This window comes from Streptomyces sp. JLYT201 (assembly GCF_059448825.1).
Genome location: NZ_CM182551.1, coordinates 2,948,454 through 2,971,017, shown reverse-complemented (window position 1 = coordinate 2,971,017; position 22,564 = coordinate 2,948,454). Strand labels below are relative to the sequence as shown.

Sequence of the window (22,564 nt, the reverse complement as noted above, 5' to 3'; positions counted from 1 at the left end):
TTCCCGGCGGACGCCGCCCATGGCGGATTCTCAGCGGACGCCGCCCATGGCGGACGTGAAGGACGTCAGGTCGGTGTCGAAGCCGTGGAGCAGCTCGCGGAAGGTCCAGGGCCCGCCCGGCTGGTCCCGGGCGAACTCGGCGACCACGCAGGCCGTGCTGCCGGCCACTTCGGTGAAGTCGTGCTCCGTGAGGTCCGTGTATCCCTCGCGGATTCGTACTGCGGCATTCACTATGTCGCTGAAGACCCTGCCCTCCGGGGGCTGCTGGATGGCCACGCCGACCACCACGCGCACGTACCTCTCGGCGAGCCGCTCCAGCTCCAGGACCATGACCTCGTCGTAGCCGAAGCCCTGGCCGGTCCTGCTGTCCCTGCTGAGCGTGATCGTGCCGTCCGGGGAGCGGCTGTCGAAGTGCACGAGGTAGTCGGGGCTGCCGTAGGGGTCCTCGGAGGTGTACGTCGCGGCGACGATGTCCAGGTCGTGGGGCGACGTGCCGAGAGGGCTCGGGTCCCATCTCAGGCCGACCTCGACCTTCTTGAGCCCTTTCCTGATGTTGCTCACCGAACTCCCCCTCACCGTCTGCCGGTTGCCAGTGCTACGGACACGCTAAGGCTTCCCACTGACATCGGCGTCATGACCCGTGGCTTTGCGCCGAGCGCCCCCGCGGTGATCATTGTCGCGTGACATGGAACGAGAAGGAACTGGATGTCGAGGCCTATCTGGCCAGGATCGCCTACGAAGGGGAGGCGAAGCCCGATCTGGCGACGCTGCGCGCGCTGCACCGCGCGCATGTGACCGCCATCCCTTTCGAAAACCTTGAGATCATGCTCGGCCGTCCCGTCCTGCTGGATGTGCCCGCCCTCCAGGACAAGATGGTGCGCCGTCTGCGCGGCGGCTACTGCTACGAACAGAACCTCCTGTTCGCCGCGGCGCTGGAGCGCATCGGCTTCTCCGTGACCGGACTCGGCGCCCGGGTGAGGGCGGGAGCGCCGTCCGTGCGCCCGGTGACACACATGCTGCTGAAGGTCGAGGCGGACGGCGAACAGTGGCACTGTGACGTCGGTTTCGGTGGCGAAGGGCTGCTCGAGCCCCTCTTGCTGCGCGACGGGGTGGACGAGCGCCAAGGAGAGTGGCGGTTCAGTCTGAAGAGCGAGCCGGACGGCGTGATGGTGCTGCGGACCGAGCACCCCGACGGCTGGTTCGACCTCTACGCATACACGTCGACGCCGTGTCTTCCCGTCGACTACGCCGTCATGAACCACTTCATCTCCACCCACCCCAAGTCCCCCTTCGTCCGCCGTCCCATCCTGCAAAAGGCCACCCCTGAGATGCGCCTTCGGCTGGCCGGTACGGAGCTGGTCGTCACCGCCCCCGACGGCGAACTGGAGAAACGAGCCGTGACCGGGGGCGAGTTGAGGGACGTCCTCGTGCGCGAGTTCGGTATCGAGCTCACTGAGGAGGAGCTCGCCGTCCTGATTCGGGGGCACTACCCGGGAGCGTGACCCGCGCCACGCGCCGCACCGTACGATGGCGCGGTGCTGGTCAAGTGGATTCGCTGCACCGTCGTGGACCGCCGGGGATTCGAGCGGGCGCAGCGAAAGTGGGCGGGGCTTCTGGGGGAGCCGGGTTTCCGGGGACAGGGCGGGGGATGGAGTCGTGGTCGGCCGAACGTGGCGCACGTCTTCGCGTTCTGGGAGAGCCGGGCCTTCTACGACTCCTTCATGGCGCGCTCGCACGACCGGCTCGCGGCGGCGCAGGTGGGCACCTACAGAGACATCCAGGTCAAACTGTTCGACCACCGTTTCGACGTGAAGACGGGCTTCGAGCCGCGCTTCACGGACACCGACGTGGTGCGCGTGGCGCACTGTCGCGTCCATGAGGAGCGCGTCGAACACTTCGCGCTGATGCAGGAGAAGGTCTGGAACCCGGCGATGGCCGGCTCGCCGGGGATGGTCCGGGGGCTCTTCGGCGAGGCCCCGGGGCACGAATTCCTGGTCCTTTCGATGTGGCAGTCGGCCGCCGAGCACGGCAAGTACCGCGCGGAGCGCGTGGAACGGCTCTCGCTGCGCGCGCAGACGGAGGCCGATGTCGCGGCGCTCGCAGGCGATGTCGTGGAGCTGGAGCCGTCCTGGACGGTGTGACGCGGCTGGCCGGGAGCGGGGATTCGGGGCTTCTCCGGACCTGAGGGCACTTCTCTGGTCCTCAGGGCAGGCGCCTCGGAGCCTCCCTGCGCCTGAGGGCAGGTGCTGTCCGAGGCGTGCGAACCCTCCCGCGCGCGGGAGCGGCCACGCGTCAGCGGCTCTCCGCGGTACCGGGCCGGTCGAAGGTACTTGGCTGGTTGGCGGTACTGGGCTGGTCGGCGGTACTGGACTGGTTGGCGGTACTGGGCCGGTCGAACGCCCCCGCGCGCGTGGCGGCCACCGCGGCGGCCGCCGACTGATCGGCGAGCGCGGCGTCGATGGGCTCCCTGGTGATGAACAACCGCAGCATGAGCGGCGCCGACACGGCCCGGACGAGCGCCGCCGCGTCGGTGCCCGCCGCCGTCTCGCCACGCGCCACCGCGCGCGCGACCACGGCCTCGCAGCGCGTGAACCGTTCGGCGTAGAACGCGCGCAGGGCGTCGGCCGCGCGCGGGGACTGGAAGGCGGCGGCGATGAACGCGGTCGGCGCGGCGGCGTTGGCCGGGTCGGCGAACGCGTCCACCACCTCGTGGGCGAGCGCCCGCAGATCCCCCTCCAGGGTGCCGGTGTCGGGGGGTGTCCAGGTGTCCTCGCCCGCCATGTCCAGGGCGTCGGCCACCAGCCCCTCCAGGCCTCCCCAGCGGCGGTAGAGCGTCGTCTTGTGGACGCCGGAGTGCTCGGCCACGTACTCGATGGTGAGGCCCGGGTAGCCGTGGTCGCTCAGGCCGCTCAGCACCGCGTCGCGCACGGCCGCGCGGGTGCGGGCGGTGCGTCCGCCGGGGCGGCTGGTGCCGGGGACGGGGCGGGGGGTGGCGTCGCCCGCCGGGCCCGCGCTTGCCGGGCCCTCGCTCGTCGGGCCCCCGCCCGTGGGCTGTCCTCTGCGTGGCGCTCGAGCGGCGCCGCTCTTCGCCTGCTCGGCCGTGCCGGGTTGCTCGGCCTCGCCGGACTGCCCGGACGTGGTCGTGCCGCTGTCCTTGCGGCTCTTACCAGCAGGAACGGCTCCGTCTGTCATCGCTCTCCCTCTGCAAGCCTCACACGCGCACATCCAATTACTACTTCTGTTGCGTTAGCGAGTCCGTCGTGTCACACTCATCGTAATGCGACAAGTGTTGCGTTTGCTTGTCGGCAGGTGAATGCGGGCTGTACGGAAGCGGGGGTGTCCATGCCTACTCAGATCTCAGTGCGCGGCGTGACCAAGTCCAGGGGCGACCGACTGCTGTTCGACGACGTGTCCTTCACCGTGCGTCCGGGGGAGCGTGTGGGGGTCGTCGGGGAGAACGGCGCGGGTAAGTCCACGCTCCTGCACCTCCTCGCAGGGAGCGCGCAGCCCGACGACGGCGAGGCGGTGACCGTCGCCGAAGGAGGCGCCGGGCTCCTGGCGCAGACACCCCAACTGCCCGCCCAGTGCGGCGTCGGCGACGCGATCGACACCGCCCTGGCCGACCTGCGCTCCATGGAGCGGCGTCTGCGCGACCTCGAAGCTGACCTCGAAGCCGCATCCGGCGCGGCGCTGGAGGAGTACGGCGACCTGCTCACCGCCTTCGAACTGCGCGGTGGCTATGAGGCCGACGCGCGCGTCGACAAAGCCATGCACGGACTCGGGCTCGCGCACATCGACCGCGACCGCCGACTGGGCAGCCTGTCCGGCGGCGAGCAGGCGAGACTCGGCCTGGCCTGCCTGATCGCGGCGGCCCCCGAGGTGATGTTCCTGGACGAGCCCACCAATCACCTCGACGAAAGCGCGCTGGACTGGCTGGAGACCGCCCTGACCGCACACCGGGGCACGGTCGTCGCGGTCTCGCACGACCGCACGTTCCTGGAGCGCGTCGCCACCGCGATCCTCGAAGTGGACGACGCCCGCCGCACGGTCGTGCGCTACGGGGACGGCTATCGGGGACTGCTCGCCGAGCGCGAAGCCGCCCGGCAGCGCTGGGAGCAGGCCTACGCCGAGTGGTGCCAGGAAGCACATCGGCTTGAGGAGTTCACGGCGACCACGGCACACGCCGTGGCCGGAGGCCGCGCCATGAAGGACAACAACAAAATGGCGTACGACCGGGCCGGAGGCCGGGTGCAGGCCTCCGTGGCGGGCCGCGTCCGCAACGCCCAGGAGCGGCTGCGTCGTCTGCGCGAACACCCTGTGCCCAAGCCGCCGGAGCCGTTGCGGTTCGCCGCGCGGCCCACGGCCGGAGCGGCCGAAGGGCCCCTGGTGACGCTCCGGGACGTGCGGGTCGGAGACCGTCTCCACGTGCCGGAGCTCACGGTCTCCGCAGGCGAGCGCCTGCTTGTCCACGGGGGAAACGGCGCCGGGAAGTCCACGCTCCTCCGCACCATGGCGGGCGCACTCGACCCGGACGAGGGCACGGTCGTCCGCCGCGGCCGCATCGGCTACCTCGCCCAGGAGATCCCGGTGCGCCACCCCGCCGAGCGGGTACTCGAAACCTTCGGCAGGGGCCTGCCGCTCACCGAGGAGGAGCAGGCCGAACTGCTGCTCTCCTACGGCCTGTTCCGGCCCCGCGACCTCCACGTCCCCGTGGGGTCGCTCTCTGCCGGGCAGCGCCGCCGGCTCGCTCTCGCTCGGCTGCTCGCCCGCCCCGCCGATCTGCTGTTGCTCGACGAACCGGCCAACCATCTGGCGCTCACCCTGGTCGAAGAGCTGGAGCAGGCCCTCGACCAATGGACCGGCGCCCTCGTGGTCGTCTCGCACGACCGCTTCCTCCGGAGCCGCTTCACGGGCCGAATACTCCGGATGGAGTCCGGTCGGCTACCCGGCTGACCCATGCCCGGAGCGGCCGATCTAGGGTCGACCCATGGCTCGACCGCGACGCATCGTCCTCGTCCGGCACGGCGAGTCGGCAGGAAACGCCGACGACACCGTGTACGAGCGCGAGCCCGACCACGCCCTCGCACTGACCGAGACGGGGTGGCGCCAGGCGGAGGAGACCGGGAAGGGGCTGCGGGAGCTCTTCGGTCAGGAGCGCGTCAGCGTCTACCTCTCGCCGTACCGCCGCACCCACGAGACCTTCCGGGCCTTCCACCTCGCGCCCGAGCAGGTGCGCGTGCGGGAGGAGCCCCGGCTGAGGGAGCAGGACTGGGGAAACTGGCAGGACCGGGACGACGTCAAGCTGCAGAAGGCCTACCGCGACGCCTACGGACACTTCTTCTACCGCTTCGCCCAGGGCGAGTCGGGCGCCGATGTGTACGACCGGGTCGGATCCTTCCTGGAGAGCCTCTTCCGCAGCTTCGAGGCCCCCGATCATCCGCCGAACGTCCTGCTCGTGACGCACGGCCTGACCATGCGCCTGTTCTGCATGCGCTGGTTCCACTGGACGGTGGCCGACTTCGAATCGCTGTCCAACCCGGGCAACGGCGAGACACGGACGCTGCTGCTCGGTGAGGACGGCAAGTACAGACTCGACCGACCATTTGCGCGCTGGCGTGAGCCGGAGCCCTACGGCATCACCGGATAGAGTGACAAAGCGATGACCGCTGACCCCTCTCCTGACCAGCGCCTGGACCGCGCCCTGGCGAGCCTGCGCGGCCTGGCCGTGGGAGACGCGCTGGGCTCACAGTTCTTCACGCCCGCGCACTATCCCCTGCTCAAGCGGCGCGAGCTGCCGGACGGTCCCTGGCTGTGGACCGACGACACCGAGATGGCGTGCTCCGTGCTGGCCGTCCTCGCCGCGCACGGCCGCATCGACCAGGACGCCCTGGCCCGCTCCTTCGCCGAGCACCACCACGTGGACCGGGGGTACGGCCCGGCCGTCAACCGCCTCCTCGACCAGGTCCGGGGCGGTGGGGACTGGCGCGAGCTGGCCTCCGCCCTGTTCAAGGGGCAGGGCTCCTGGGGCAACGGCGCGTCCATGCGGATCGCGCCGCTCGGCGCCTGGTACGCCACCGACCCGGAGCAGGCCACGCACCAGGCGGAAATCTCGGCCTATACGACCCACCAGCACCGGGAGGCCGTCGTCGGAGCCATGGCGGTCGCCGCCGCGGCCGCGCTGGCGGCCGACCCGGAAGGGCCGCCGACCTCCAGGGCACTTCTCGACGGTGTCATCGCCCTGGTGCCCCGCAGCGCCGTGGGCGCGGGCCTTCGCCGGGCCCGGGACATGCTCGACTACGACGACCCCGGGACGGTCGCCGCCGTCCTCGGCTGCGGCCGCCGTACGACGGCCCACGACACGGTGCCCTTCGCGCTGTGGTCGGCGGCCCGCGCGCTGGACGACTACGAGCGGGCGTTCTGGGCCACGGTGGCTGTGGGCGGTGACATGGACACCACCTGTGCCATCGTCGGAGGAGTCGTGGCGGCCGCGGGCGGGAAGCCACCGGCGTCGTGGCTGGAGCGGACAGAGGCGTTGCCCGAGTGGGTGCCCACGGACGGGCGCTGACCCGCTGGGGCGTGCGGAGGACCGAGGTCGGCTGACGTACTGGGGGCCTCGGGGCCGGTGCGGGCCGGTCCTCAGAGCTGGAAGGGTCCGTGGCGGGAGCCGTCAGGCCTGGAAGCGGCCTTGGGCCGGCCCGTCGGGTTGCGTGGCTTCACTGGCGGAGCCGTTGTTTCCCGTGGGTGCCAGGCGGCCCGCCGGGCGTCAGACCCGGCCTGCCGCGCCCTTGCCTAGGGCCCGGCACTCACGGCTGGCATCAGCCCCCGGAGGGACCCGCGGCGCTCGCCGTACCCGCGAGCGCGTCCAGGTCGCTCTTGCGCACCCGGATGACCAGCAAGGCGGTCACCAGGGCGAGCACGGCCATGGCCACGGCCGGGAGGAAGGCCGTGGAGATGCCTTTGGACAGCACCTCGTGGCCCCATGGCGCGGGGAGCTCGTGGCTCTTGGCGAAGGCGGCCTTCTGCTCCGGCGAGGCCTTCGCCATGAAGTCCGGGATCTGCTCCTTGGCCTCGTCCCGGCTTGCCGTACCGAAGACCGTGGTCAGGATGGAGAGACCGAGCGAACCACCCACCTGCTGGGTCGCGTTGAGCAGGCCCGACGCGGCGCCCGCCTCGTGCACGGCGACTCCGGAGACCGCCGTCAGTGTCAGCGTCACGAAGTTCAGGCCCATGCCGAAGCCGAACAACAGCATCGGACCGAGCACCCCGCTGAGGTACGAGCTGTCCGGAGTGATGAACGTCTGCCAGCCGAGCCCCAGAGCGACGATCGACGAGCCGGTCACCATGAAGGGCTTGGGCCCGAGCACCGGCAGCAACCGCTGCGAGAGGCCCGCGCCGACCACGATCGCGGCCGTGACGGGCAGGAAGGCCAGACCTGCCTGGATGGGCGTGTAGTCCAGGACGTTCTGGACGAAGAGCACGATGAAGAAGAACATGCCGAACATGGCCGCCGCCAGGCTCAGCATGATCACGTACGTGCCCGAGCGGTTGCGGTCGGCGAACATCCGGAGCGGAGTGATCGGCTCCTTGGCGCGGCTCTCGATGAGGACGAACGCAAGGAGCAGGACGACCGCGGCCCCGAACGACCCGAGTGTGAGACCGTCGCGCCAGCCGTCCTCGGACGCCCTGATGAAGCCGTAGACCAGGGAGGCCATGCCCGCGGTCGAGGTCAGGGCGCCCACGAAGTCGAAGCGGCCCGGGTGCCGCTCGGACTCGCTGATGTAGAGGGGGGTCAGGAAGGCGATCAGTACGCCGATGGGGACGTTCACGAACAGCACCCAGCGCCAGTCGAGCCACTCGGTGAGCATGCCGCCCGCCAGCAGACCGATGGCGCCGCCGCCCGCGGACACGGCCGCGAAGACGCCGAACGCGCGGTTGCGCGCCGGACCCTCGGGGAACGTCGTCGTGATCAGTGCGAGCGAGGTGGGTGACGCGATCGCGCCACCGACGCCCTGCAGGGCGCGCGCCGCAAGGAGTTGCCACGGCTCCTGGGCGAATCCGCCGAGCAGCGAGGCGAACGTGAACAGCAGGATGCCGAACATGAAGACCCGGCGGCGGCCGAGGATGTCACCGGCACGGCCGCCGAGCAGCAACAGGCCGCCGAAGGTGAGGGTGTACGCACTGACGACCCAGGTGAGGTCCGTCGTCGAGAACTCCAGCGCGTCCTGGATGTGCGGGAGCGCGATGTTCACAATCGTCGCGTCCAGGACCACCATGAGTTGGCAGGCGGCGATGATGGTGAGAGCCACGCCGGGATGCCCATCGCGGCGGGCGGCACCGGGCTTTTGATCTTGCGTTAACTGAGAGGTTGTCACTATGAGACCCCCGCAAGTGCGTTAGTGAACGCATCCGTTCACTGCCGCGTCCCACGGTAGTGAACCCCGAAGAGTGAACGCAACCGTTCACTGGGGGCTACCTCGAGTCCTCAACGGAGAGATGTAGATGCCTACTTCGCGTTGGAAGGCCGCTTCCGCTCAGGTGGTCTCCTCGCGCCGCCGGGGGCCCGTGCTGGAGCGCGCGATTCTCGATTCCGCGCTGGAGCAGCTCAGCACGGTCGGCTGGAACGGCCTCACGATGGAAGGTGTGGCCGCGGGCGCCCAGACGGGCAAAGCCGCGGTCTACCGTCGCTGGCCGTCCAAGGAGGACCTCGTCATCCACGCGCTGCAAGCCGGACTGCCCAAGCTCGACGAGGTGCCGGACTGCGGCAGCGTCCGGGAGGACCTGCTGCAGCTGTGCCGCCAGATGCGCGCGGCCATGACCTCCCGCCCCGGTTACGCCCTGCTCGCCGTCCTTCACGAATGTGACACGGCAACCGCCGAACGCTTCCACGAGGTGATCGTCGAGGGTGTGATCGAGCCGAGTGTGGAACTCATCCGACAGGTCATGCGGCGGGGAATCGAGCGCGGAGAGGTCCGTTCCGGAGCGACGGACAAGTATGTCTGCGATGTGATTCCGGCCATGATGATGTACCAGTCCAAGGTGTGCGGGAGCGAATGGCCCGATGAGGAATTCACGGACCTCATCGACCAGGTCATGGTCCCGCTGATCCGCCCGTAGATCTTCCCGGGACCTCTCGTGCGCCCTGGGGCTCTCGGGGGGCGCAGGCAAGTCGTGACCGGGCATGCCGACGCCCGTCCGCAAGCCGCGAGCGAAGCGGAATGCGGCCGCCCGGAAGGGGGCGGCCGTACGGCACCGGCGGGAGCCCTGGCGCGAACCGGCCGGGGTGAGGCGAACCGGGGTGTCGCGAGTGGTCACAGGCGGCGTACGCTGTCAGGCGCCATGCCGTACGAAGCACCCACCCATACCGTCGAGCGCTCCTTGCGCGCCACCACCGGAGCGAAGATCGTCGCCGGTGTCGACGAGGTCGGACGCGGAGCGTGGGCGGGCCCGGTCACCGTCTGTGCGGCGGTCACGGGCCTGCGCAGGCCACCCGCGGGGCTCACCGACTCCAAGTTGATCAACCCCAAGCGGCGGGCTGAGCTCGCCCAGGAGCTGACCGGGTGGGTCACGGCGCACGCGCTGGGCCATTCCTCGCCGGAGGAGATCGATGATCTGGGCATGACGGCAGCGCTGCGGCTCGCCGCGGTCCGCGCCCTCGAAGCACTGCCGGTGCGGCCGGACGCGGTCATCCTCGACGGGAAGCACGACTACCTCGGAGATCCGTGGCGGGTCCGTACGGTCATCAAGGGCGACCAGTCCTGTGTGGCCGTCGCGGCGGCATCGGTGATCGCGAAGGTTCAGCGCGACAAAATGATGGCCGAACTGGGCATCGAACATGCAGACTTCGGTTTTGCGGCCAACGCCGGCTATCCGTCGCCGGTGCACAAGGCCGCGCTGGCGGAACGGGGGCCCACCCCGTACCACCGGCTTTCGTGGGCGTATCTTGATGCGCTGCCCCAGTGGCGGCACCTCAAGAAAGCCCGCAGCTGGGCGGAGGGAAACGTTCCGGAAATCAAGGGCCAGCTCGGCTTTGAGTTCTGATGTTTTCCGCGGTTCCAGTCGCACTCATGTGCCACCCGCCGACGCGTGTCGCATCGGCGTTTGATAGACAACAACGCATGCCTCTCATTCCCGAGGAGCCTCAGATTCACGAGAGTGCCCAGGGTCCCCGCGCCGCTTCGGCCAACAGCCGCACCGCGCCGACCCCCCGCCCCGTACCCGGTCCGCGTCCCGCGGCTCCGTCGCGCCCTGGCCGTCCCGGCCCCGCGCGGCCGATGCCGCCCGCGCAGCGCGCGACGCGTGAGCCGGCCGTCAAGCCAGGGCCGCAGGCCCCGGCCGTGAAGCCGGGGCCCGCCGCTCCGGTTGCCCCGGAAGCCTCGGCCGACAGCGCCGCGACTCCGCAGATCCAGTTGATCCCGGCCTCCGCCGACGGCGCCCTCGACGCCGCCGAGGAAGCCGTCGACCTGCTGCTCGACTCGGGTCGTGCTCCGGGTGAGGTCCTGGTGGTCACCACCGGCGAGCTTCACCCGTGGGCCGCGCACGAGCTGTCCTTCGGCGAGGACGCCTACTGGGCCCAGCACGAGGCAGGTGACGACGTCTTCTACGCCGACGCCGCCGCCCTGTCCCGCGCCACGGCCCGCCCCGCGGTCGTCGTCGCACTGAACGGCGGCAGCGAGGAAACCGAGGTCGCGGCCCTGCCGATGGCGCTCGGCCGGGCCGGCGCCCTGCTGATCGTCTGCGGTGACCCGCAGCGCATCAACGCCATGCTGGGCGCGAGCGTCTGACGCTCCCGCCCGGCGGGCGAGCCGCGGTGCGTGCGCCGCGGCCCGGGGGAGCCACAGCCGTAGGGGTGCCGCACTGCGCTCACCCCTGCCCTGCGGCGGTGCGCATGGGGCCTCAGGGGCCGCGCCACGCGGTATGTGAGGCGGACACGGTGTGGTCGACTGCCCATGACTTCGCCGCGTCGCCCAGGCCATACCGCGCCGCCACGCGCCGCCTGAGCCTCACCACGCGCCGCTGAGGTCTATCGCGCCGCCACGCGCCGTACCATCTCGGACGCCGCGCCCCCGGTCCGCAGCTGACGCGGATCGCCCGCCGCGGTTCCAGCACCCGGGGCGTGGGCCGTACCGGTGAGGTCCTCGGGCGGCGAACCGGCGCTCGGCCTACGGCCCCCGCGGCCTTCGCCGAGGACCTGCCACCCCTCTCGGGTCAGCGTGATGTACGCCCCGCACCGCAGGCCGTGCAGTGTGCAGGCGTCCCGCAACCCCCACATCCACGCGCCGTCCTCCTGCGTCCAACGCCCGTCCCCGTCGCGGCAGTAGAGCAGTACGGCGGTGCGCACCGGGGTGCGGCGGCGCAGGTCGTGGGGGATGACCCGGCGCAACTGGGCGAGCAGCGCGTTACGGAACACCCATCCGTCCACCGCGCTCGCCCGTCGGGTGAACGACGCGGAGGCTCTGACCCGCTCCTCCGGATCGAGCACGGCCACGATCGCGGTGGCCGGGGTGGGCCGGTGCCGGGCGTGCAGTCCGCTCACGACCTCGCGCGGGCTCCGCAGCAGGGGAATCTCGGCGGCCGACCACTCTGAGGGCTCGAGCATCCGGGTCGGTTGTCGACCGGCGTCGGTCGTCGCGGCAGCGGCCAGGGAATCCGATGCCGACGCCGCAGCGGACGGAGCGAATCCGAAGGTCACGGTCCTCCCTTCGGCTACGCGCCCCCAAGGAGGGCGGGGTCGGACTGGGGGGAGCGCACCGCGACACAGCCCTACCGGACCACGGGGAGCCGCGCGGGAGCGGTACCAATTCTTCCCGTCGCACTGGCTTGCGGCAACGAGCAATTGAAGCCGCCTGACCAGTATCCGCTGATACGTCTTGCATATCCCTGCCCAGGACACCGCACGGTAATGCGGGCGTCACCCCTGCACGGCCAGGACCAGCGGCAACACCCCCTTCGCCCCTGCCCGTCGGAGCATGCGCGCGGAGACCGCGAGCGTCCAGCCGGTCTCCGTCGCGTCGTCGACGAGGAGCACGGGGCCGTCCGCCTCCTGGAGTGCCGCGGCCAGCGCGGGCGGCACGATCAAGGCGCCGTCCAGGGCGCGCAGTCGCTGGGCGCTGTTGCTCCTCGGCACCCGAACGTCCGCGGCCTCGGCGGCGTACTCCAGCCCACCGAGCAGGGGAAGGCGGCCGATCTCCGCGATCCGTGCCCCGAGCGACTGGATCAGCTGGGGCTTCGAGCGGGAGGGCATCGTCACCACGCCCACCGGCCGGGGCCCGGCGTCGGGACCGCCCGACGCCCAGCCGCCCGGGCCCTTGGCCCAGTCGGCCAGTACGTCCACCACGGCCTTGGTGACGTCATCGGGCACCGGGGTGTCCGGCGCCTGGGGCGCGAGCATCGGACGAAGGCGGTTGCCCCAGCCGATGTCCGACAGGCGTCCCAGGGCCCGGCCCGAGGCGGCCTGTTCGCCAGCGGGGATGCGGCCCTTGAGGGTCATGCCCACGGCGGCCAGTCCGGTGGGCCACATCTTGCGGGGCTCGACCTCCACGCCGGGCCGGGCGAGCTCACCGCGCGCCGAGTCCAGAGCCGTGGACGAGACGGCCTCGTCGAAGCGGCCCCCGGCGCAGTTGTCGCAGCGGCCGCATGGTGCGGCCTCCTCGTCGTCCAGCTGGCGGCGCAGGAACTCCATGCGGCAGGACGTGGTCGTGGCGTACTCGCGCATGGCCTGCTGCTCGGCCTGACGCTGTTTGGCGACCCAGGCGTAGCGCTCGGTGTCGTACGTCCAGGGAGCGCCCGTGGCGATCCAGCCACCTTGCACCCGGCGCACCGCACCGTCGACGTCGAGGACCTTGAGCATCGTCTCCAGACGTGACCTGCGCAGCTCGACCAGCGGCTCCAGGGCGGGCAGCGACAGGGGCCGGTCCGCCTGAGTGAGGACCTCCAGGGTGCGACGCACCTGCTCCTCGGGCGGGAAGGCCAGGGAGGCGAAGTAGTTCCAGATCGCCGTGTCCTCCTGACCGGGCAGGAGCAGCACCTCCGCGTGGTCGACGCCGCGCCCGGCGCGGCCCACCTGCTGGTAGTAGGCGATCGGCGAGGAGGGCGAGCCGAGGTGGATGACGAAGCCCAGGTCGGGCTTGTCGAATCCCATCCCGAGCGCGGAGGTGGCGACCAGGGCCTTCACGCGGTTGGCGAGCAGGTCCTCCTCCGCCTGCTGCCGGTCCGCGTTCTCCGTCTTACCGGTGTACGAGGTGACGATGTGGCCGCGCTGGCGGAGGTAGGCGGTGACCTCCTCGGCGGCGGCGACCGTGAGGGTGTAGATGATTCCGGAGCCCGGCAGGTCGCCCAGGTGGTCGGCGAGCCAGGCCAGACGGTGCGCGGCGTTCGGCAGTTGGAGCACGCCGAGGCTCAGGCTCTCCCGGTCGAGCGGCCCCCTCAGGACGAGGGCGTCCGATCCGCCGCCGGTGCCGAGCTGGTCGGCGACGTCCGCGGTCACGCGCGCGTTGGCCGTCGCTGTCGTGGCCAGGACCGGGACACCGGGCGGGAGGTCGGCCAGCATGGTCCGCAGCCGACGGTAGTCGGGCCGGAAGTCGTGGCCCCAGTCGGAGATGCAGTGGGCCTCGTCGACCACCAGCAGGCCGGTCGCGGCGGCGAGCTTGGGCAGGACCTGGTCGCGGAACTCCGGGTTGTTGAGCCGCTCCGGGCTCACGAGCAGCACGTCGACGTCGCCCGCCGCGACCTCGGCCTGGATGGTGTCCCACTCCTCGGTGTTCGACGAGTTGATCGTGCGGGCGCGGATTCCGGCCCGTGCCGCCGACTCGACCTGGTTCCGCATCAGCGCGAGCAGCGGAGAGACGATCACGGTCGGACCGCTGCCGCGCTCCCGCAGCAGCGCGGTCGCGACGAAGTACACCGCCGACTTGCCCCAGCCGGTGCGCTGCACGACGAGCGCGCGGCGCTTCTCCGCGACCAGTGCCTCGATGGCTCTCCACTGGTCCTCGCGCAGACGCGGGCCGTCCGGCGGTCGCGTCCCGTCGGGCGCGGGGGAGGGGCCGCCGACGAGGCGGGCGAGGACGGCGTCGGCCGCCGTGCGCAGGTCTTCGTTGCTCATGGCTCCATGCAACCTGATGGGTCGGACATCCGGCGAACGCGACCGCCAGACTGTGGATAACTCTTGGCGTGGCCCTGCTCAGGGTTATCCACAGCCACAACCGGAGGCATTGATTCCGGTGCAGAGTCGGCACATGACCCATCGCAGCGAATCAGCAGATCCGATCGACGAGACCGTCGTCACCCTCCGCACGCCCGCCGAACTGGCCGACGCCTTGCCGTACTTGCTCGGCTTCCGGCCCGAGAACAGCGTGGTCCTCATCGCCCTGCACGGCCCGCGAGGCCGATTCGGCGGCCGGGTACGCCTCGGCATCCCGGAGCGCCCGGACGACTGGCCGTCCGTCGCCGAGCAACTGGCCCAATGCCTCGTGAGCGGATGCGAGCGGCGCGAGGCCCGGCCGGACGGAGTCGTCGCCTTCCTCTGCCAGGAGCCGGAAGCGTTCGCGGGGGACGCTTCCGGTCAGCAGGTCATGGAGCGCCTCAGGCCGCTGGCTCAGGCACTCCGTACGGAGTGCGGCGACCTCGACGTTCCCGTCCTCGAAGTCGTGTGCGTCTCCGACGGCCGCTTCTGGACGTACTGCTGCCCTGACCAGCGCTGCTGTCCCTCCGAAGGCACCCCCTTGCTCCCGGCGGGGACGTCGGTGCTGGCTGCCGCCACCGTGTACGCGGGCTTCCAGGTCGGTCCCGCGCAGGGGCGGATCAGGGCCCGGCTCGCTCCCTGGCGGACCGCCGCGGCCAGCGACCAGGCGCGCGTGCTGCATGACACGGCGTGTGCACTCGTGCCCAGGATCCTCGGCGACGGCGGTCACGCCGAAGTCGCCGCCGAGACCCTCGCTCTCGCCCGGCGCGCCATGGCACGCCTGGCCGCCGCCCCTCCCATCGCCGACACCCTCGAAGCCGACGTCTACGACGACGAGCTGATCGGCCACGAGGAGGCCGCCGCGCTGATCCTCGGGCTTCAGGACCGCACGACCCGCGACCGCGCCGCCGAGTGGATGGAAGGGGACGAAGGAGCTTTGGCCCTCAGGCTCTGGCGCGCCCTGGCCCGGCGCTGCGTGCGGGAGTACCGAGAACACGCCGCCGCACCCCTGACCCTCGCAGGCTGGGTCGCCTGGTCCCTCGGCGACCTCGCCGAAGGGCAGGAAGCGCTCACCATGGCGCTGATCGCCGATCCGCACTACGCCTTCGCCCTCCTCCTGCACCCGGCGTGCAGCGCGGGCGACGACCCGGAGCCGATCCGCCGCATTCTGCGCGGCGAGCGCGCTCAGCGGGACACGACGGCACAAGGCCGGAACCCCGTTCGATCCGCCGCCTGGCAGCACGCCCGAGCAGTCGCGAACGCCAGCGGAGGAAGGAGCGCCGAGACCAGCGGACCCGAGCGCGCCGAGGTGCTGGAGCACGAGCGTCGGGAGGCCGACGTCGCCCAGGGCGGCGTGAGCGCCGAGAAGGCCGACGTAGGCACTGAGGAGCCCGAGGACACTGAAGGGGCCGAGGACCCGAAGGCCCCCGGAGCGCCGGAAGCCACGCCGCCCAGGAGCTCGCCGGACCATCCGGACAGCACCGACCCTCTTGATCACGCAGGGGCCGATGTCGGCGTCAGGACGGCGTCCCGTGGACGTCGGCGCCCGCCGCGCACCTCCGGCCCGGGGTCCCGACCCGCCGGCGGCACGGGCACGGGACCGCGGAACCGGCGGGACACCATCCGCCGTGGGCCAAGGCACGACCGGTGACCGCATCGGCGGCTGGGCCCCCGGCGAAATCGGCGGCTGGGCCCCGGCCACAAGCAGTCTCCTGGCCCCGGTCGAAGCATTCGCTGCTGGCTCGTGCGGCGCAGGCCGTCAGACGAACGCACCGCCGGATGGGCGGCTTCCTGGAACACATGCGTGACTTGGGGCGGCCCCGTGCCGTTCACCTGAGTGGCGGTACCCGCGTCCTCGTCGTGACGCTGTTCCGTGACCGAGTCTCCGTAGCGCAGAGAACGCAGAAGTGGCTGCCCCATGTCCGTTCCCGCCTCGTCTCCCGTCTCCCCCCGGCCCGAGAGAAGCGGCGGCCCGGAGCCGCACACCTTCCGGGCACCCGCGTCGGCCCCCCGGCGCCCACCCAACGGCCATGCGCCCGGCCCGGGGCCGCGTCGCTCCGTCGCGCTGCCGCCCGTGCACGACGCGCTGGTCTGCGTCGCCCTTCCCGCGCTCGCCGTCTCCACGGACCAGGGGCAGCTGAACGGCCGGGGATTGGAAGGGTTCTATCGCGCGGGCCGTCGCATGCTGTCCCGCTGCCAGGTACGCGTGGCCGGGCGCGAGCCGATCGCCGTACAGGCGCGGATGCTCTCGGCGGACAGCGCCCGCTTCGTGGCGGCCCTCCTCCCCTCGGCGGACGGAGGGCCGGACCCGGACGTCGTCGTGGAGCGGACCCGACATGCCGACGGCACCGAGCGGATCACGCTGCACAGCTCGGCCAGCCGCCCCCTGAGGCTGCCGGTCGAGGTGTCGCTGGGCACGGACCTGGCGGAGCTCGGCGCGGTCGCGTCCGGCCGCGCCGGTCCGGAACTGCCCGCCAGCGTCCACGACTCGGGCATGCGCTGGTCCTCCGGGGACGGCCACTGCGTGGTGACGGCCGTCCCTGCGCCCAAGGACGCGCTGGCCTCCGCGGGGCTGCTGCGCTGGGAGGTGCACCTGCCACCGGGCGGCAGCCAGAGCGTGGAGCTGCGGGTACGGCCGCACGGCGCGGGGCCCCTGAGACCGGTGGGGCACGGGGTGACCAGCCCCCTGTCCTCGGCCCAAGCGACCGGGGACGACCCCGCGGTCCAGCGCCTGCTGGACACCTCGGTGGCGGACCTCAGGGCCCTGCTGCTGCGCGACCCGGCCCACCCCGCGGACCTGTACGTGGCCGCCGGAGCGCCCTGGCGGTGCGGTCTTGCGCCCGCCGAGGCCCTCACGGCCGCGCGGATGGTGCTGCCCCTCGGCACCCGGCTCGCGGAGAGCACCCTGCGTGCGCTCGCCCGCGACCAGCTCACCCGCCCCGGTCCCTGCGCGGGCATGATCCCGGGGCCGATGCGGGACACAGGCCCTCACCTGCCACCCGGGTGCACGGGAGTAGAGGCCACCCTCCTGTTTCCCACCCTCCTCGCCGAGGCGTGGCGCTGGGGGATGCCGGAGGCCGACGTCGCAGAACTGCTGGTTCCCGCGGAGCGCTGTCTGCGGTGGCTCCTCGAAGGCACCGCAGCCGGGGAATTCGTGCGGGACGCCCACCCGGACTCCCTGCCCTCCGGGCCGGTGCGCTGCGAGATCCAAGCGCACGCGCACCGGGCGGCGCTGCTGGGGGCCGACCTCCTCGACGCGCTCAAGGGCTCGGGAGGCGCGGAGCTGCGGCAGTGGGCGGAGCGGTTGCGGGTCCGGTTCCAGAGGGCGTTCTGGGTGGAGGACCGGACGGGCGGCAGGCCTGCCGTGGCACTCGAGCCCGACGGGCGGCCCTTGCCGCATCTCACCGGCGGCGCGGCCCATCTCCTGGACACGGGCCTCCTCGGATCCGGCGAGGTCGCCCCCGGCCTGCTCAACAAGGTGCAGACCGAGCAGGTCGCGAGGCTCCTTGGCGGTCCTGCCATGGACTCGGGCTGGGGCCTGCGCAGCCTGGGCACGAAGGAAGCGGCATACAACCCCTTCGGACACCGTGGCGGAGCGGTCCGGGTCCACGAGACGGCCACGGCCGTCACGGGCCTGGCGGCGGCGGGCTACGAGAAGGAAGCCGGTGCACTGCTGCGCGGAGCGCTGGACGCCGCTGCCGCCTTCGGGTTCCGGCTGCCGGAGATGTACGGCGGCGAGCAGCGGGTGGCTGGCAGCGCACCGCTGCCACACCCCGCGGCCTGCCGTCCCGCAGCCGTCAGTGCCGCGGCCGGAGTGCAGCTCCTGACCGTGCTGGCCGGGATCCGCCCGGACGCCCCGGCGGGCACGGTGACGCTCCGGCCGGTCCGCAGCGCGCCCTTGGGCGAGCTGGGCCTGACGGCGCTGCGCGTGTCGGGCGCCCCCTTCTCCGTGCGCGTCAGCAGGCTCGGCCTCGCCATGGTGGAGGAGGCAGCCGACGGGCTGCAGTTGGGGGTGTGATGTTGCTGAGCCGGAGTGTCACGGGTGCGACGGGCCGGACGGGAGGGGCTCAGGGAGCGGGGCCGGAAGCAGATGGCGTAGGAGGTGTTTATCGTCAGGCAGACGACTATGATCGCGGCATGTCGCCCTACGACCCGTCGGCTTTCCCGCCCTTCGCTGTCACCGTCGATCTGGTCGTGCTGACCGTGCGCCGCCATGCCCTGTGCGCCCTGGCCGTGCGCCGTGGTGAGCCGCCGTTCCAGGGGCGTTGGGCGCTGCCCGGGGGTTTCGTACGGGCGGACGAGGACCTCTCGGGGGCCGCGGCGCGCGAGCTGGTGGAGGAGACGGGACTCTGTGCCCACGACCCGGACAGTCCGGTTCAGGCCAACGGTGCGCACCTCGAGCAGCTGGCCACGTACGGCGACCCCAAGCGCGACCCGCGGATGCGCGTGGTCAGCGTCGCTCACCTCGCCCTCGCGCCGGACCTGCCGGCGCCCCGTCCCGGCGGTGACGCGCACAGCGCGCGCTGGGCCCCGGTCGAGGCCCTGCTCCACCAGGGCGGGTACGGCAGGGAGGGGGAGCAGGCCGCGCCGCTGGCGTTCGACCATGCGCAGATCCTCTCGGACGGAGTGGAGCGCGCCCGTTCGAAGATCGAATACTCTTCGCTGGCCACGGCGTTCTGCCCGCCGGAATTCACGGTCGGCGAACTGCGGCGCGTGTACGAAGCGGTATGGGGTGTCGCCCTCGACCCGCGCAACTTCCACCGCAAGGTGACGGGCACGCCGGGATTCCTCGTGCCCACAGGGGGGACGACGACTCGCCAGGGCGGCCGCCCGGCCCAGCTCTTCCGTGCGGGAGGTGCGACGCTCCTCAACCCCCCGATGCTGAGGCCCGACGTCTGATCCCGCCCGGGCTCGACGGATGCTCGCTGTCCGGCTTGGGTGCGTCGCCGCCCGCATGAGGGCTGGGAATTGACACCCGCAGTCCAAGCCCTGAGCGAAAAGCCGGAAATGTCGCGTTATCTTGCTGCGGTACCCACGGGGCTTGTCCGTCCCCGATCCGGCGGACCCGCCCCGCCCGCGAGCGGTCGCACATCCTGCGAGAGAAGCGATGATCCAGGCCATCGGACTGACCAGCAACCCCCGCAAGGACCTCCCGCCCGCTGTCGACGACGTCTCCTTCCAAGCGCACACGGGCCGTGTCACCGCGCTCCTGGGAGCCTCGGGCGGGGGCAAGACAACGACCCTCCGATTGATGCTCGAACTCCAACAGGGGCGCGGCGTCACCTACTTCAGAGGGCGGCAACTGCACCGCATCGCGCACCCTTCGCGCGAGGTGGGCGTCCTGCTCGGTGATGTCCCCGGGCACCCGGCGCGTACGGTGAGAGGCCACCTGCGCATGCTCTGCGCCGCGGTGGGCGCGCCTGTGACACGCGCCGATGCCGTGCTCGAAGGAGTCGGGCTCGTCAGCCTGCGCGAGCAGCGCCTCGGCACGCTCTCCCGAGGGATGGACCGCCGTCTCGGGTTGGCCTGTGCGCTCCTCGCGGACCCGCACACTCTCGTGCTGGACGAGCCCACCGGCGGCCTTTCGGCCCGTGAGGGCGACTGGCTGCACGGCATCCTGCGGGCACATGCCGCCCGGGGTGGCACGGTCCTGTTCACCACGGACGACGCCAAAGAAGCCGCTCGGACCGCCGACCGGGTCGTCACCCTGGACGCGGGGCGGCTCGTCGCGGATCAGGACGCGACGGAGTTCGCCCGCACACGGCTCAGGCCCCGGGTCGCCGTGCGCAGCCCGCATGCCGCGCGTCTCGCTGCCTTGATCGCCAAGGAGGCCCGCTCGCAGCGGCGGTCCGTCGAGGTGGTGCAGGAGGACGGCAGTCGTCTGTCGGTTTACGGAAGTACGTGTGGGGAGGTGGGGGAGGCCGCGTTCCGCCACGGCATCCTTGTGCATCAACTCGCCGACGAAGTCGGGGACGCGGGCCACGCGGCAGCCGATGCGCGGGAGCGGGCGCCGGTGGAGCACGTGCGTAGCGCGGCGCTCGAAGCCGGGCCGGGCGCGCAGAGCGGCCCCGCAGTGCGGCAGGGGCCCATGGGCTCCGCAGCATGCGCCTCAGACTCAGGTGAGCCTCGAGAGTCGCTCAAGGGAGCCGCTCCCACACCTACGTACGACACGGTGGTCGAGCGCTTGCCCGCCACCGGCGGCACTTCTCCGGCGCCGGACGCTGATGGCGCCCCTTCGAGTGAGCCTTGCGCTTCGGGTGCACCGCGCGCTTCGAGCGCACCGCAGTCCCCGCCCTCCCTCTTGCCCCCTCCTATTTCCCTCCGTGCGGCCCCGAACCCGCTGCGTCCGCTGCGCTACGAGCTGCGCCGCGCCACCGGTGTCGGCACCGGATATCTCACGGTGGCCGTGGCGATCGCCTTGTCCGCGCTCCTGTGTCTGTTCGTGGCCCGGACCGGACGCACGCCGCAGCTGCACCTGCTCGCTGCTTGGCCCAGCGAACTTCCGCTGCCGCCCGCGGCCCTGGGAGCCGGGCTGCTGGGCGCACTCGCCTTCGGCGAGGAGTTCCGCCACCCCGCCCTCGCCGCGGACCGCGGTACCGTGCCCCGGCGCCTGGGCCTCCTCGTCGCGAAGCTCGCCGTCGCCGCCACCACCGCGCTGCTGCTCGCCGGGCTCACCGTGGGGTGCGATGCCTTGCTGCTCCACCTGGTATACGGAGGAGATCTCACAGAAGTTCCCTCCGACTGGCTTTCGGCGAGCGTCAGTTGGATTTCCTTGGCGATCGGATGTGCTTGGGCCGGAGTGCTGGCCGCCGGAGTCTTCCGGTCCACCACCGCTGGACTCGCCGCGGTGCTCGCGGTGCCGATCGTCGTCGTACCGCTCGTACAGAAGGCGCTGGAAGGGCCGTCCGTTCGATCGGCCGCTGGATTTCCGGGGCGACTGCGACAGCTCACGCTGATGGAGTGGCCGTTCGGCGCCGAGCGGTACGTCGCCGGGGGACTGAGGGTGGTGGCTCAACCTGTGGGCAGCGCGCTGATGTTGTCGCTCGTCGCGCTGCTAGGCGCGTACCTGCTGACAGCGGGGCGCAAGCGGGCGCGCTGACGTCTTCGTCGCCTCCGGCGGGCACGGGTGACCGGCAGTGACCGCCGATGGCATGTCGGCGTCCTGAGCGGCCTGAGGGCGGGCCTCTGGCGCCTTTCGGACCCGCGTTGTGCGCAAGTCTTCGCAGGACAGCCACTTCTTTCCGATAAGGCGTCAATTGCAGCGAGGTAAGCGATCACCCTTTCGTGTGCTTTTCACCAAAGACCTCAAGGGACTTGGGGGCCAGGCCGACAACTGAATCCGTGAGTACCCTTGCGCACACCATGATGACCACCGCCCGCTCCGCAGACACCGGCCTCGCCGGCCCGGGCGAACTCGACCGCTACCCCTACGCCGAGGCCCACGGCGCCGACCGCGTGGTCGCGCCCGCCTGGGACAGCGCCGACCAGGACCTGGCCCGCGTGGGCCGACGAGCGGCCGGAAGCCGCGGCCGCGGACTGCACGGCCAACTGGTCCAGCAGCTGGGCCAGATGATCGTCTCCGGGGACCTGGGCGCCGACCGGCCCCTCGTCCCGGAGGAGATCGGCCAGCGGTTCGAGGTCTCCCGCACCGTCGTCCGCGAATCCCTGCGCGTACTGGAGGCCAAGGGCCTCGTCAGCGCCCGCCCCAACGTCGGCACGCGCGTGCGCCCGGTCAGCGACTGGAACCTGCTCGACCCGGACATCATCGAGTGGCGGGCGTTCGGCCCCCAGCGCGACGACCAGCGCCGCGAGCTCAGCGAGCTCCGCTGGACGATCGAGCCGCTCGCGGCCCGGCTCGCCGCCGGGCACGGCCGGGAAGAGGTCCAGCAGCGCCTCGCCGACATGGTCGAGATCATGCGGCACGCACTCGGCCAGGGCGACTCGATCACCTTCGCCCGCGCCGACGCCGAGTTCCACTCGCTGCTCATCCAGGTCGCGGGCAACCGCATGCTGGAGCACCTGTCCGGCATCGTCTCGGCCGCCCTCCAGGTCTCCGGCGGCCCCGTCACCGGCTGTGACCGCCCCACCGAGGCTTCGCTGGCCCACCACGGCCGGATCGTCGACGCCCTCGCGTCGGGTGACGGAGCCGCCGCCGAGGCAGCCACGCGGCAGCTCCTGACCGTCCACCCGGAGGTGGAGCGGGTCGTGCCCGCTCCTCGCGAGCACTGACCGCGCGCACGCGTCGGCACCGCAGCCGTGCGCGCCGCGCAGCATCGTTTCGCTGCCTTCCCTTCCGCTGACCGCTCCCGTGTCGCCGGACTCCCGGGGCCCTGCCAGGGGCCGGGGGCCCGGCGACACGGGCGCAGCAGTCTCGGAACGGCAGGCGCG

The 22,564-nt window shown here is 71.9% G+C and carries 18 protein-coding genes; 13 read left to right on the top strand and 5 right to left on the bottom strand.

Translation table 11 applies throughout. The annotated features are described in order from the left end of the window. Positions 1–30: 30 nt before the first annotated feature. Complete coding sequence (locus AC5WAM_RS11690; protein WP_495522559.1) at positions 31–561, bottom strand: TerD family protein; 531 nt, start codon at positions 559–561, stop codon at positions 31–33. A 119-nt stretch (positions 562–680) separates the two neighbouring features. Here AC5WAM_RS11690 and AC5WAM_RS11685 point away from each other — a divergent pair, with 119 nt between their 5' ends. Together AC5WAM_RS11685 and AC5WAM_RS11680 are read left to right on the top strand one after the other, a co-directional pair. Beyond that, a complete protein-coding gene (locus AC5WAM_RS11685) occupies positions 681–1,502 on the top strand; it encodes an arylamine N-acetyltransferase family protein (protein WP_495522558.1) in 822 nt (273 codons plus the stop codon). Between the two features lie 33 nt (positions 1,503–1,535). Further along, positions 1,536–2,141 carry a YdbC family protein gene (locus AC5WAM_RS11680; protein WP_242724601.1) on the top strand — a complete coding sequence of 202 codons (606 nt, stop codon included), beginning with the start codon at positions 1,536–1,538 and terminating at the stop codon, positions 2,139–2,141. Positions 2,142–2,292: 151 nt separating this feature from the next. Here the strand turns inward: AC5WAM_RS11680 and AC5WAM_RS11675 are convergent, their stop codons facing one another. Next, entirely contained in the window at positions 2,293–3,192 is a 900-nt protein-coding gene (locus AC5WAM_RS11675) for a TetR/AcrR family transcriptional regulator (RefSeq protein ID WP_495522557.1), read from the bottom strand. 150 nt (positions 3,193–3,342) lie between these two features. On the opposite strand from AC5WAM_RS11675, the gene abc-f reads away from it, so the two are divergent. From abc-f to AC5WAM_RS11660, 3 genes are read left to right on the top strand one after another with little or no spacing between them, the layout of a single operon-like run. Next, positions 3,343–4,953, top strand: coding sequence for a ribosomal protection-like ABC-F family protein (gene abc-f / locus AC5WAM_RS11670; protein ID WP_495522556.1), 1,611 nt, complete (start codon positions 3,343–3,345; stop codon positions 4,951–4,953). A gap of 34 nt (positions 4,954–4,987) precedes the next feature. Further along, positions 4,988–5,647, top strand: coding sequence for a histidine phosphatase family protein (locus AC5WAM_RS11665; RefSeq protein WP_495522555.1), 660 nt, complete (start codon positions 4,988–4,990; stop codon positions 5,645–5,647). Positions 5,648–5,659: 12 nt separating this feature from the next. Beyond that, positions 5,660–6,565, top strand: coding sequence for an ADP-ribosylglycohydrolase family protein (locus tag AC5WAM_RS11660; protein WP_495522554.1), 906 nt, complete (start codon positions 5,660–5,662; stop codon positions 6,563–6,565). Positions 6,566–6,815: 250 nt separating this feature from the next. Here the strand turns inward: AC5WAM_RS11660 and AC5WAM_RS11655 are convergent, their stop codons facing one another. Continuing rightward, complete coding sequence (locus AC5WAM_RS11655; RefSeq protein ID WP_366794880.1) at positions 6,816–8,372, bottom strand: MFS transporter; 1,557 nt, start codon at positions 8,370–8,372, stop codon at positions 6,816–6,818. A 127-nt stretch (positions 8,373–8,499) separates the two neighbouring features. On the opposite strand from AC5WAM_RS11655, the gene AC5WAM_RS11650 reads away from it, so the two are divergent. The 3 genes from AC5WAM_RS11650 to AC5WAM_RS11640 all read left to right on the top strand — a co-directional run bounded on the left by AC5WAM_RS11650 (position 8,500) and on the right by AC5WAM_RS11640 (position 10,781). Continuing rightward, positions 8,500–9,114: a TetR/AcrR family transcriptional regulator gene (locus AC5WAM_RS11650; RefSeq protein WP_495522553.1), complete on the top strand. Its 615-nt coding sequence runs from the start codon at positions 8,500–8,502 to the stop codon at positions 9,112–9,114. A gap of 222 nt (positions 9,115–9,336) precedes the next feature. Continuing rightward, the gene (gene rnhB / locus AC5WAM_RS11645) at positions 9,337–10,038 is read left to right on the top strand and encodes a ribonuclease HII (protein ID WP_138962204.1); all 702 of its coding nucleotides are present in this window, start codon (positions 9,337–9,339) and stop codon (positions 10,036–10,038) included. A gap of 77 nt (positions 10,039–10,115) precedes the next feature. Continuing rightward, positions 10,116–10,781 carry a hypothetical protein gene (locus AC5WAM_RS11640; RefSeq protein WP_366794882.1) on the top strand — a complete coding sequence of 222 codons (666 nt, stop codon included), beginning with the start codon at positions 10,116–10,118 and terminating at the stop codon, positions 10,779–10,781. 239 nt (positions 10,782–11,020) lie between these two features. On the opposite strand, the gene AC5WAM_RS11635 is transcribed toward AC5WAM_RS11640, so the two are convergent. Both AC5WAM_RS11635 and AC5WAM_RS11630 read right to left on the bottom strand, forming a co-directional pair. Continuing rightward, a complete protein-coding gene (locus AC5WAM_RS11635) occupies positions 11,021–11,689 on the bottom strand; it encodes a hypothetical protein (protein ID WP_495522552.1) in 669 nt (222 codons plus the stop codon). Between the two features lie 219 nt (positions 11,690–11,908). Further along, a complete protein-coding gene (locus AC5WAM_RS11630) occupies positions 11,909–14,098 on the bottom strand; it encodes a RecQ family ATP-dependent DNA helicase (RefSeq protein WP_495522551.1) in 2,190 nt (729 codons plus the stop codon). Positions 14,099–14,231: 133 nt separating this feature from the next. Here AC5WAM_RS11630 and AC5WAM_RS11625 point away from each other — a divergent pair, with 133 nt between their 5' ends. The 5 genes from AC5WAM_RS11625 (at position 14,232) to AC5WAM_RS11605 (ending at position 22,405) form a co-directional block, all read left to right on the top strand. Then, positions 14,232–15,827: a DUF4192 domain-containing protein gene (locus tag AC5WAM_RS11625; protein ID WP_495522550.1), complete on the top strand. Its 1,596-nt coding sequence runs from the start codon at positions 14,232–14,234 to the stop codon at positions 15,825–15,827. A gap of 414 nt (positions 15,828–16,241) precedes the next feature. After that, a complete protein-coding gene (locus tag AC5WAM_RS11620; RefSeq protein ID WP_495523562.1) occupies positions 16,242–18,194 on the top strand; it encodes a glycogen debranching N-terminal domain-containing protein in 1,953 nt (650 codons plus the stop codon). A gap of 119 nt (positions 18,195–18,313) precedes the next feature. Further along, positions 18,314–19,075, top strand: a complete 762-nt coding sequence (locus tag AC5WAM_RS11615; protein ID WP_138962209.1) for an NUDIX hydrolase — start codon at positions 18,314–18,316, stop codon at positions 19,073–19,075. A gap of 208 nt (positions 19,076–19,283) precedes the next feature. Then, complete coding sequence (locus AC5WAM_RS11610) at positions 19,284–21,275, top strand: ABC transporter ATP-binding protein (protein WP_495522549.1); 1,992 nt, start codon at positions 19,284–19,286, stop codon at positions 21,273–21,275. 242 nt (positions 21,276–21,517) lie between these two features. Continuing rightward, on the top strand, positions 21,518–22,405 hold the full coding sequence (locus tag AC5WAM_RS11605; protein WP_138962211.1) for a FadR/GntR family transcriptional regulator: 888 nt from the start codon (positions 21,518–21,520) through the stop codon (positions 22,403–22,405). The last annotated feature ends 159 nt before the right edge of the window (positions 22,406–22,564 follow it).